Source organism: Synechococcus sp. RC10B2 (assembly GCF_047502635.1).
The window spans coordinates 41,373-53,125 of the sequence record NZ_JANSHO010000074.1 but is presented as its reverse complement, the minus strand read 5'-3'; the positions used below and the strand labels follow the sequence as shown (position 1 = coordinate 53,125).

The following is an 11,753-nucleotide window of genomic DNA, read 5'->3' as shown; positions in this document are numbered from 1 at the left end:
AGCGGGGCTTCCAGGACTACGTCCCGCTAGCGCGAACGGCGGATTAGCTAAAACTTGGCGCAACGTTTTCCCGGCGTCTCCCCTCGCCGCATCCCACCCTAGGTGAAGGTCTTCGGAAAACCTGTCTCCAAAGTCTTTAGGGATCCCCCCCTTTCCCCTACACTCAAGAGGGAGCTACCCTTAAGTTGGGAAATCGTCCAGATGGGCTATCGCCGCCGCGATTGGTTGGCCTACTGGCTGCTCAAGTGGCTGGTGGTCAACCCTTTATTTCGGGGACTGTATTTTGGCCGCACCTATGGCCAGGAAAACGTGCCGCGCCACGGATCCCTGATCATCGTCAGCAACCACGCCAGCCACTTGGATCCGCCGCTGGTGGCCAATGCGGTGCGCCGCCCGGTAGCCTTCATGGCCAAAGAAGAGCTGTTCCAGGTGCCGGTGCTGAAGCAGGTGATCCGGCTCTACGGGGCTTACCCGGTCAAAAGGGGAGGTGCGGATCGCAGCGCCTTGCGGGCCACAGAGGCAGCCCTGGCCCAGGGCTGGGCGGTAGGGATCTTTCTCAACGGCACCCGCACCCCCGATGGCCGCATCCCCCAGCCTCACCTGGGGGCAGCCTTGGTGGCAGCGCGCACCCAGACACCCTTGCTCCCCGTAGCCCTCTGGGGCACCGAGAAGGTGCTGCCCAAGGGATCCCGCTGGCCGCGCTTGTTTTGCCCCATCACGGTGCGCATCGGCAGGCTGATCCCCCCGCCGGCTTCCAGCGACAAAGCTGAGCTGCAGCAGGCAACCGCGGCCTGCGTGGAGGCCATCCATGCCCTCCTGGATCAGGGGCGCTGAGGGGCAATCAGAGTATCTTGAGCAACCAGATACTCGGCCACCGGCTTTCCCCCCAAGATGTGCTCTTGCAGCACCCGCTCTATCACCGGCGGCGTGGCCGAGTGGTACCAGAACCCGCCGGGGTACACCAACAACACCGGCCCAGGAACACCGTAGTTGCAGGCCCGCAGACAATTGGCCTTGGTGCGGTTGACGCGCAGAGGGCCCACGCCCGCCAGCTCCAGGTTCAACTGCTGGATCCGCAGCCTCAGGTATTCCCAGGCTTCCAGCCCCACCGCCTTTTCACAGCACTTGGGCTTGGTCTGGTCGGCGCAGAGGAACAGATGCCAATGGTAAGACGGAATCGGATCCGGCTGAGGTTCTGCAGATGGGCTTGCCGGCGTGGGAAGGGGAGCGGAAAGCTGGGTCATGTGAGGATCCGTGTCTCCTACTGCCACCGAATAATCACTAGATAATTATATGAGTAGTTAAAGAAGACGTCGGGCATCCCGACAAACCTTCTGACCCCTAGGAAATGGGGTAGAGGCCTGGGGATGTGCTGCCCTAGCCTGGATAAAAGGATCCCTCACCTGTCCGGCAATGCTGATCGATGCTCCCCAACAGCGGCTATTTCTCGCCCTCCTTCCCCCACCAGACCTGCAGGAGCAAGTGACCGCCATTAAACAACAGTTTGCCGAGCAATTCGCCAGCCGCGCAGCCCTGCGCTCGCCCCCTCACATCACCCTGGTGCCTCCTTTCGAGTGGCCCACTGCCCAGCTGGCGGCCCTGACAGGATCCCTAGAAGCATTTGCTAAGGAGCAGGCGCCAGTTGCCGTTGAGCTCTGTGGCTTCGGCGCCTTCCCGCCACGGGTTATTTATATTCACGTCGAGCCCTCCCCCGAGCTGCAACAGCTTCAGGCCAAGGCCCAGCGGCACATGAGCCTCCTTCTCAAGCAAGAAGAAGCAACGGCTCCAGCCCGTCCCTTTGTGCCCCACATGACTGTGGCCTTCCGGGATCTCCAGCCGGCCCAGTTCCGCGCCGCCTGGCCGCAGTTCAAGGCTCGCCTCTTCCAGGGATCCTTTCTCGCCTCTGCCCTGACCCTCCTCCTCCATGACGGCAAGCGCTGGCAGGTTTTTGCCGAATTCTCTCTCTCCGCCTCTGAGGGATTGAGGCAGGAAACAACAGCCTACTCAACCCAGTGAGCAGCCATATATTCAGCTAGATCCAGCACCCGCTGCGAGTAGCCCCACTCGTTGTCGTACCAGGCCATCACCTTCACCAGATCCCCGTCCAGCACGCTGGTCATCTCGGCATCCACAATCGCCGAGCAGTCGTGGCCGCGGTAGTCGATGGAGACTAAGGGGATATCGGAGTAGGCAATGATCCCTTTCATCGTGGTCTCTGAAGCGTCCTTGAGAGCCGCGTTCACCTCCTCGGCAATCACGCGCCGCTCCGTTTGCACCACCAAGTCCACCAGCGACACGTTGGGCGTGGGCACCCGTACCGCCACCCCGTTCAGCTTGCCCTTCAGTTCGGGGATCACCAGCGCCACCGCCTTGGCCGCCCCGGTGGTGGTGGGCACCATGCTCAACGCCGCCGCCCGCGCCCGTCGCAGATCGCGGTGGCCGCCATCCAAAATCCGCTGGTCACCGGTGTAGCTGTGGGTGGTGGTCATCGTGGCCCGCAAGACGCCGAACTTGTCCAGCAACACTTTGAGGATGGGGGCAAGGCAGTTGGTGGTGCAACTGGCGTTGCTGACAATGTTGTGCCGCACCGGGTCATAGGTGTGTTGGTTAACGCCATATACAAACGTGGGAATGTCGCCCCCCTTGGCCGGAGCGGTGATCACTACTTTTTTGGCTCCCGCCTCAAGGTGCTTAGAGGCCCCTTGATAGTCTACGAACACCCCTGTAGCTTCAATAACAAGATCCACCTTCCACTCTTTCCAGGGCAGGTTGCTGGGGTTGCGATCGGAAACGGCGTGGATATGCTTGCCGTTAACCAGCAGGCCACCCTCGACGGCCTCCACTTCCGCCCCTTGCAGCGGCCCGAGAATGGAATCGTATTTGAGCAGATGGGCAGCCGTGCGGGCGTCTGATGTGTCGTTGATGGCAACAATATCGAGATTGGACTGGGAGCGACCCAGCCAACACCGCAAAAAGTTGCGACCGATACGACCAAATCCGTTGATGGCTACCCTGACCACTGCTCTTAACCTCGCTGCTTGAAGTGCTTTGGGGCTGCTTAGCACATAATACCGCAACCCCTGGCTATTCTGAAGATAAAATTTGGGATCCCACCGCTTGATTTCTGGCCTCTTTTTTGAGTAGTATCAACTGATATTTAACTTTAGGGATCCCGGCCTGCCTGCAGGGGTTGGCTTTCCTCAAGCGGGGTAGCGCTGCTGCAGCAAGGCCATAGCCGAGGCCACGTTTTCGGCTCCCCGCTGTTCCAGCAGATCCGCGAACATGCTGTCGAGCCAAAAGAGGCGCTCGCCGATGATCTGGGTCCAGGCGCGGTAGAGCTTCAGCTGGACTTCCAGGGGCAATAGGAGCAGCCCCTCGCGGGAGAGGCGCAGGGTTTGCACTTCGGTCAGGCTCACCGCGGTAAAGGAACGTCGCCGTCCCGTCAGCAAGGAAAGTTCCCCAAACACGCGCCCGGCATGCAGCGTGGCCAGCCAATAATCGCCGGGATGGCGCATGTACTGGCGACGCAGCTCCACGATCCCGCTGAGAACTACGTATAGGTCGCTACTGGGATCCCCTTGTTGGAAGATCACCTGGCCGGGGGAAAAGCGGCTGGGCAGTAGGGCAGCCGTCAATGCCTTCCACTCAGCATCTTCCAAAGACTGAAAGAGCAAGTGCTCGCGAACGCGCTCAAACGGATAACGGCTGCTGCTCATCGGGCAAGCGGCTGGAAGTGCTTGGGGCCAGCTCTGTTTCATCCTACCGTCACCCCACGTTTTGGGTAGGAGGGATCCCTGCAAAAGGCTTGGGCGAGACCCAACTGGGCCATTTTCCAACACGTAGAATTTTTGCCGGCCATGGCGCCGGCAGAAGTTCTGTCCAGGCAGGCTGTAGGGGGTTCTCAAAAAAGCCGCAGAAGCTCGGCAGTCATTCCCGGAAAGCGGCAAAGATGTATACAAATCTCAAATGGAGAAAGCTCTCTAGGGATCCCGATCGATGCAGCCTGGCTCAATTGTTTGCTGCCGCCACCGCGAGTGGGTGGTGCTCCCCGCTGATTCCGAAGAAGGGGTAGTGCTGCGGCCCCTTACTGGTACGCCAGAGGATGCGATTCACATTCACCGACAACTGATGAACCTTGTAGGCGGCACCTTGCCCTTTGAGCGCATCGAGCCGGCCTTCTTCCCGCTGCCCTGCGCCGACCGAGTTGCCGATGCTGCAGCCGCCCATCTCCTCTGGCAGGCAGCGCGGCTTATCTTGCGCGAGGGCGCCACTCCCTTTCGCTCGCTGGGGCGCATCTCCATCCGGCCCCGAACCTACCAGTTTGTGCCGTTGCTCATGGCGCTGCGCCTTGATCCGGTGCGGCTGTTTATTGCCGACGACGTGGGAGTGGGCAAGACCATCGAAGCGCTGCTGATAGCCAGAGAACTTCTGGATCGCGGCGAGATCCGGCGCTTTTGTGTCCTTTGCCCGCCTTATTTGTGCGAGCAGTGGGCCAGGGAGCTGGCCGAGAAGTTTCACCTCGAGCCGGTAGTTATCCGCTCGGGGACGGTAGGGCAACTGGAGCGGCAAACCCCGCTGGGACAGAGCCTCTACGAATACTTCCCGGTGCAGGTGGCCAGCATTGATTTTGTCAAAACAGAGCGCAACCGCCCTCAATTTTTACAGTTTTGTCCTGAGCTGGTCATTGCCGACGAAGTGCACGGTGCGGCGGCGGCCAGTTCCGGCAGAGCTCAGCAGGAGCGGCATGCCCTTTTGAGAGCCATTGCCCAAGCGCCCAACCGCCACCTGATTCTGCTGACGGCTACTCCCCACAGCGGCATCCCAGAGGCCTTCCGTTCCTTGCTGGGGCTGCTGCGGCCTGAGTTTGAGGCGTGGGACTTTCAGGATCTCACTGAGAGCCAGCGCCTCGAGCTGGCCCGTCACTTTGTCCAGCGCACGCGGCGGGACATTAAGGAGACCTGGCAAGAAACCGCCTGCTTCCCAAGCCGAGAAGCTGAAGATGAGACCTATGACCTTTCGCCCCGCTACCGCGAGCTGTTTGAGCGCACCTATGCCTTCTGCGCGGAGCTGGTGCGCACCGGCCAGCAGATGGAACAGCGGCGGCGGCGAGTACGCTACTGGGGGGCGCTGGCTCTTTTGCGCTGTGTCATGTCCAGTCCGGCAGCGGCCTTGGCAGCGCTGGCCAATCGCGGTGCAGGCTCCCGGGAGGAAGAAGCTGAAGAGGCCGAGGAGAGCTTTAGCCGCTGGGTGTTCGAGTCAGCAGAAGAGCGTACTGACGACGAATTACCGCTGCCAGCCCTCGAAGCAGCAGATCAAACTCTGCCCGACAGCGACCGCCGCCGGCTGCGCGAGCTCGCCCGCCTGGCTGGTCAACTGCGTGGCGTAGACCAAGACACCAAGCTGGCGCGGGCCATCGAGCTAGTGAAGCGGCTCCTCAAAGAGAGCTTTCACCCCATTCTCTGGTGCCGCTATGTGGCCACGGCGGAGTATCTTGCCGACCACCTTCGACAACACCTGGGATCCGCAACTCAGGTAGCCTGCGTAACCGGCCGCATGGGCGACGAGGAGCGGGAGGCCAAGATTGCGGAAATGGCCGTTGACCAGCCACGGGTGCTGGTGGCCACCGACTGCCTCTCGGAAGGGATCAACCTGCAGGAAAAATTGACAGCCGTCATCCACTACGACCTGCCCTGGAACCCCAACCGGCTGGAGCAGCGGGAGGGGCGGGTGGATCGCTACGGCCAACGGGCCCCCCGGGTCAAGGTCATTCGTTTTTTTGGGCGAGATAACCCTGTGGACGGCGTGGTGCTAAAGGTGCTGCTGGACAAGGCGCGGGAAATTCGCCGCACCCTTGGTACCCACGTGCCTGTTCCCGAAGCGAGTGAAAGCGTTACCCAGGCGGTGCTGGAGGCGCTTTTTTTGCGCCAGGGATCCGGCTCAGGGGAGCGCCAGTTGGAGCTGGATCTGGGGATGGCAGAGGTGAGCCGGTTTCACGCCCGGTGGGATCGCTCTGCCGAGCAGGAGCGGCGCAACCGCACCCGTTTTGCCCAGCGATCCCTCAAGCCTGAAGAAGTGCAGCGGGAACTGGAGGCTACAGACGCCGTGCTGGGGGATCCGCAGGCAGTACAGCAATTTTTTCTCGCTGCCGCCCAGCGCCTGGGCCTGGCCGTGATCCCTGACCGGCAGTCTGGAGTCTTCCAGGTCAACCTCAGCCGAGAGGGCACGGCAACCCTGCCGGAGGCCATTCGTTCAGCCCTGCCCCAGCCCAAGGGTGGACACTGGCGGATTAGCTTTGTCTCCCCCACGCCAGAAGGAGCGGAGTACGTTGGCCGCAACCACCGCCTCATCGCTGCCCTGGCCCACTTTTTGCTGGAGAAGGCTCTAGATAATCCTGAAGAGGCCGTCGTCTCCCGCTGCGGGGTTGTGCGGACGCGGGCTGTGGCCGAGCTCACCACCCTCTTGTTGCTGCGCGTGCGCTACCTGGTGGAGCAGCCGCTGGCTCAGCCTCTGCTGGCGGAGGAGGTGCTGGTGCTGGGAGGGGTTGGCCTGGAAAGAGGCGCAGCCCGCTGGCTGGAAACTGGGGCAGCGCTCCAGCTTTTGGCCAAAGCCACGCCAGATGCCAACCTGCCGCTCGCGGAAAAGCAGGAGTTGGTGCAGCATGTGCTAGACAGCCTCAGCCCCTGGCCGCCGACTGCAGAAAACTGGGGCCTAGGACACCCCCTTCAGCAAGGGATCCGGGAGGCCATTTGCCGGCGGGCTGGCGAGCTGGCTGATGCCCACAGGCGCATCCGACAGGCTATCTCCCAGCGCGTGCGCGGGCTGGAGGTTAAGCCGCAGTTTCCCCCGGATCTGCTGGGAATTCTTGTCCTACAACCTCTGCTGTCCAGATGAGCCAATTTCCTGCACTACGCCTTGAAGGGGGCCTCTTGGGGCCGGACATCCTGGAGCAGCTTTTGGCCGGCGAGCTGCCGGGCCAGAAGCCGAGAGACTTTGGGCTAGACGACAAGCGCAGCCTGACCGAGGAGATGGCCAGCGTCTTTGCCGATGCCCGCACCCAGTGGGAAGTTTTCCGCCGTCGGCTGGCCCGTCTGCCAGAAGGGGATCCGGCCACGTCGGTTACCCGCGATGCCTGGGTCATTCCCTTTCTCAGCCTTCTGGGCTACGAGCTGCGCTACAACCAGCGGGCCTACGAGATTGACGGCGCCACCTTTGCCATCTCCCACCGAGCTGGCGAAGCAGAGGACGCTCCGCCGGTGCACATTGTGGGGGTGCGCCAGGAGCTGGGACGGCTGGCTCCTACTGGCAGGCCGCGTCTAGCCCCTCACTCGCTGCTGCAGGAGTATCTCAACCGCAGCGAGCACCTCTGGGGCATCGTCACCAACGGGCTGATCCTCCGCCTGTTGCGAGACAGCACCTTTGTGCGCCGGCAGGCCTATGTGGAGTTTGACCTGCAGCAGATCCTGGAGGAGCAGCGCTTTAACGACTTTGCCATCCTGTTTCGCCTGTTGCACCGCAGCCACCTGCCCCAAAGGGCGGAGCAGGCGCGGGAGTGTTGGCTGGAGAAGTACTACCAGCAAGCTCTGGAACAGGGGGGGCGAGTCCGCGAGCGGCTGCGGGATGGGGTGGAAGAATGCCTCAAGGGCTTGGCCAACGGCTTTCTTGCCCATCCCAAAAACTCCCAACTGCGGGAGCGGCTGGCCTCTTCTGGATTGAACCGCCTCACCCCGGAGGAGTTCTACCGACAACTGCTGCGGCTGGTCTATCGCTTTTTGTTTCTCTTGGTCTCGGAGGAGCGGGGGCTAATTAGCGCCAGCCCCCTCTACCGGGATCACTACGGCGTGGGTCGGCTGCGGCGGCTTTTGGAGCGGCGGAGCGCCTTTACGGAACATGAGGATCTCTGGTGCAGCTTGCGGGTGCTCTGGAGGGTGCTTTCCCAAGAGGAGCTGGCGGAGCTGCTGGGGGCTGCTCCTCTCAATGGGGACCTCTTTGCTCCCCTGGAGCTGGATAGCTGCAGCCTCAGCAACCGGGATCTGCTGCAGGCCTTCTGGCACTTGGCCTACTACCAAGAAAGCCCCACCTCTCCCCCTTGCCGGGTGAACTACGCTGCCCTGGACGTGGAGGAGCTGGGATCCGTCTACGAAAGCTTGCTCGACTACCAGCCTCAGATTGTAACTGGGCAAGGGGCGCCTCGCTTTGAGTTGAGCTACGGCTCAGAGCGCAAGAGCACAGGCTCCTACTACACCCCGCCGGAGCTAGTGGCCGAACTCATCCGCTCGGCGCTGGAGCCAGTGATTGAAGAACGGCTGAAAGCCGCTCGCCCACCTGAGGAAAAAGAGCAAGCGATTTTGTCCATCCGTGTGTGTGATCCCGCCTGCGGATCCGGTCACTTCCTGCTTGCTGCCGCCCGCAGGTTGGGCAAGGAACTGGCAAAGATCCGCACCGGCGAAGAGGAACCCGCCCCCGAGCGTGTCCGCGAGGCCATCCGCGATGTGGTGGCGCACTGCATCTACGGCGTGGACAAAAACCCGCTGGCGGTGGAACTCTGCCGCGTGGCCTTGTGGCTGGAGGCCCACTGCGCCGGCAAGCCCCTCACCTTCCTGGATCACCACATCAAGTGCGGCGATTCGCTGGTGGGTGTCTTGGATTTGGCGATTTTGGAAAAGGGCATCCCCGATGAAGCCTTTACCCCGGTTAGCGCTGACTCCAAGGAGGCTGCCCGCTCGCTAAAGCAGCGCAATCGCACCGAGTGCCAGAGTTTGCAAACAGGGCAGCTTTCCCTTGCTTTTGACACTGACCAGGTGGTGGCTGAGCTTAGCCAGGAGCGACAGAAGCTAGAAGCCATTCCAGACAACTCCCCGGCAGAGGTTAGCCGCAAGCAGCAGCTCTACAGCCGCTACTGCCAAGACCCGCAACACCAAAAGCTAGTGGAAGCCTGCAACCTGTGGACAGCCGCTTTTTTCCAGCCCTTGATCCCTGACTTCTCTAGGGCCATTACCACCCAAGCCGTGGCTGATCGACTGCAGGAGAGAACCCCCTCCCAGGCCCTTGCCACTGCTCAGGCCCTCGCTGTCGAGAATCGGTTTTTCCACTGGCCGCTGGAGTTCCCGGAGGTGTTTGAAAGTGGCGGCTTTGATGTGATCCTCTCCAACCCGCCCTGGGAGCGCATCAAACTGCAGGAAGAAGAATTCTTTGCCAGCCGCAATACCGCCATTGCTCGGGCTCCGAATGCCGCCGCCCGTAAACGGCTGATCGCCGACCTACCCAAGACCAACCCCGCCCTCTGGCACGACTACCAGCGTGCCCTGCACAACGTCGAAAGCGCCAGCCGCTTCCTGCGCGCGAGCGGACAGTACCCCCTGACCGGCCGCAGGCGCATCAACACCTATTCCGTCTTTGCCGAGAGGGTGCGCCTCCTGCTTAGCCCCCACGGACGGGCGGGCATCATCGTCCCCACGGGCATTGCCACCGACGACACCAACAAGCGTTTCTTTGCCGATGTGGTGGAAAAAGGGCAACTGGTGAGTTTGTTTGATTTTGAGAACCGCGAGGGGGTGTTCCCTGAAGTGCATCGCAGCTACAAGTTCTGCCTGCTCACCCTAGCAAGGGATCCAAAGGGGGAAATGCCGCCAGCCAGCTTTGCCTTTTTTGCCACCCGTGCCGACCACCTGCGCGACCCGCGTCGGCTCTTTAGCCTAACGCCGCAGGACATTGCCCGCATCAACCCCAACACCCGCACCCTGCCCGTCTTCCGCACCCGGCAAGACGCCGACCTCACCCGCGCCATCTACCAGCGCGTGCCGGTTCTGGTGAACGACTCCCCTCTTCCTAAGGGAGAGGGGCTGGGGGTGAGGGTCAACCCATGGGGCGTGCAGTTTAAGCAGGGGTTGTTCAATATGTCTTCTGACTCGCACCTCTTCCGCACCCGTGCAGAGCTGGAAAAGCAAGGTTACCGGCTGGTGGGGAATGTGTTTGTGCCCTCACCCCCTGGCCCCCTCTCCCACGCTGCGGGAGAGGGGGGAAGGATCGCAGCCCCCGACCTCTCTTCTCGCGCTGCGGGAGAAGGAGGGTACGAATTACCCAAGGCCAGCCAGGAACTGATTGCCAGGGCGCGGCAGTTGCGTCGCGAGGCGACGACCGCCGAAAGCCTGCTCTGGGAATTGTTGCGTGACCGTCGGCTGCTAGGCCGAAAATTCCGGCGTCAACATCCGATTGGACAATTCATCGCCGATTTCTTCTGTGACGATGCCCGTCTGATCATTGAGATAGATGGCGCCGTGCACCGCGAACCCACTCAGCAGGAACGCGACCGTTTGCGGGAGGAAATCCTGCGCGAACATGGCTTTGCCATTCTGCGCTTTACCAATGAGCAGATATTCGACCACACAGAACAAGTCCTCCAAGAGATTGCTGCCTATGTCACTGCCCATTCCTACGAGCATCCTTCTCCCCTCTCCCAAAGCCTTGGGAGAGGGGCCGGGGGTGAGGGCTACCTCCCCCTCTACGAAGCCAAGATGATCTGGCACTATGACCACCGCTACGGCACGTACGAGGGCGTGCGCGACCGCTCCAGCACCCAACTGCCCACCCCCGATGAGCGCCAGCACGCCGACCCGCACTTTGTTGTCCAGCCCTGGTACTGGGTGCCCGCCGAAGAAGTGCAAGCCCGCCTGGAGGAGTGGCGACGCGGCTGGCTGTTGGGCTTCCGGGATGTGGCACGTTCTACGGATGAGCGCACTGCCATCTTCAGCCTGCTGCCCAGAGTTGGGGTAGGGAATAAAATTCCAGTTCTCCTCTTTGAAGCGGCCGGATCGATCATTCAGATGTGTTTGCTGGCAAATGCCTGTTCGATCCCATTTGACTATGTGGTGCGTCAAAAGCTTGGTGGAACAACTATGAATTTCTTCTACGTCAAACAACTCCCCGTCCTGCCGCCGGATGCCTACACCCCCGAGGATTTGCGCTTCATCGTCCCGCGCGTGCTGGAGCTGGTCTACACCTCCTGGGACATGAAACCCTTCGCCGACGACGTATGGCGAGAGGCAGACGAAGGATTGCGGGCTGTGATTAGACCTCACCCCCCGACCCCCTCGCCCGCAGCACTGGGTGAGGGCTTCCCCTTCCCGCCGTTCACCTGGAACGAGGAACGCCGCGCCATCCTCCGCGCTGAACTGGATGCGTACTACGCCCGGCTCTACGGCCTCACCCGCAAGCAACTGCGCTACATCCTCGACCCGGCAGACCTCACCGAACGCGAACTGGAAGACATACTCGACCCGCGGGAAGAGGTGGCAGACCGGCTCGACCCGGCTGGCTACGCTACCCGCGCTGCTGCTAGCACCTTCCCCGGCGAAACCTTTCGCGTGCTGAAGGAGAAGGAGATACGTCAATACGGCGAATACCGCACCCGGCGGCTGGTGCTAGAGGCATGGGAGAAGCTGGCGCAACACTAATTTCATTATGCGTAAACAGGGGAGCTTCCCATGCGGACTAACGTTGTCTTGGATGACGAGCTGATCGAGTTGATCGAGCGGGCTCGCCAGCTAACCGGCCTCAAGACCAAGCGCGAGATAATTCACGAAGCGCTGCGCACCCTCATTCGGCTCTACGAGCAAGCCGAGATCCGCAACTTACGCGGCAAGTTGAAATGGGAGGGAGATCTGCACGAGCAACGCCTCTCCTCTCCCTAAGATCTCCCAGCCCAAGCCTCAGGGCGATCCTCTTGCAGTCGCTAGAACACCTGCTAGGCTTAACCT

At 61.5% G+C, this 11,753-nt stretch carries 8 protein-coding genes; 5 read left to right on the top strand and 3 right to left on the bottom strand.

Annotated elements, in window-relative coordinates; all coding sequences use genetic code 11:
• Nucleotides 1-201: 201 nt before the first annotated feature.
• The gene (locus NW855_RS11325) at nt 202-834 is read left to right on the top strand and encodes a lysophospholipid acyltransferase family protein (RefSeq protein ID WP_011429237.1); all 633 of its coding nucleotides are present in this window, start codon (nt 202-204) and stop codon (nt 832-834) included.
• Here NW855_RS11325 and NW855_RS11320 read toward each other — a convergent pair.
• Nucleotides 822-1,244 (bottom strand): (2Fe-2S) ferredoxin domain-containing protein, encoded by a 423-nt coding sequence (locus NW855_RS11320; RefSeq protein WP_011429236.1) that lies wholly within the window; start codon nt 1,242-1,244, stop codon nt 822-824. The two genes, NW855_RS11325 and NW855_RS11320, sit on opposite strands and share 13 nt — an antisense overlap.
• 169 nt (nt 1,245-1,413) lie before the next feature.
• Here NW855_RS11320 and NW855_RS11315 point away from each other — a divergent pair, with 169 nt between their 5' ends.
• Complete coding sequence (locus tag NW855_RS11315; protein WP_011429235.1) at nt 1,414-2,016, top strand: 2'-5' RNA ligase family protein; 603 nt, start codon at nt 1,414-1,416, stop codon at nt 2,014-2,016.
• On the opposite strand, the gene gap is transcribed toward NW855_RS11315, so the two are convergent.
• Together gap and NW855_RS11305 are read right to left on the bottom strand one after the other, a co-directional pair.
• Nucleotides 2,001-3,020: a type I glyceraldehyde-3-phosphate dehydrogenase gene (gap, locus tag NW855_RS11310; protein ID WP_011429234.1), complete on the bottom strand. Its 1,020-nt coding sequence runs from the start codon at nt 3,018-3,020 to the stop codon at nt 2,001-2,003. The two genes, NW855_RS11315 and gap, sit on opposite strands and share 16 nt — an antisense overlap.
• Nucleotides 3,021-3,200: 180 nt before the next feature.
• On the bottom strand, nt 3,201-3,716 hold the full coding sequence (locus tag NW855_RS11305; RefSeq protein WP_414508760.1) for a cyclic nucleotide-binding domain-containing protein: 516 nt from the start codon (nt 3,714-3,716) through the stop codon (nt 3,201-3,203).
• Nucleotides 3,717-3,996: 280 nt separating this feature from the next.
• On the opposite strand from NW855_RS11305, the gene NW855_RS11300 reads away from it, so the two are divergent.
• Genes NW855_RS11300 through NW855_RS11290 form a run of 3 tightly spaced genes read left to right on the top strand, consistent with a single transcriptional unit; the run spans nt 3,997 to nt 11,687 of the window.
• A complete protein-coding gene (locus NW855_RS11300) occupies nt 3,997-6,891 on the top strand; it encodes a helicase-related protein (protein WP_099812524.1) in 2,895 nt (964 codons plus the stop codon).
• The gene (locus NW855_RS11295; protein WP_414508759.1) at nt 6,888-11,450 is read left to right on the top strand and encodes a DUF559 domain-containing protein; all 4,563 of its coding nucleotides are present in this window, start codon (nt 6,888-6,890) and stop codon (nt 11,448-11,450) included. Before NW855_RS11300 ends, NW855_RS11295 begins: the two co-directional genes overlap by 4 nt.
• A 30-nt stretch (nt 11,451-11,480) precedes the next feature.
• The gene (locus NW855_RS11290) at nt 11,481-11,687 is read left to right on the top strand and encodes a type II toxin-antitoxin system VapB family antitoxin (protein WP_011429230.1); all 207 of its coding nucleotides are present in this window, start codon (nt 11,481-11,483) and stop codon (nt 11,685-11,687) included.
• The last annotated feature ends 66 nt before the right edge of the window (nt 11,688-11,753 follow it).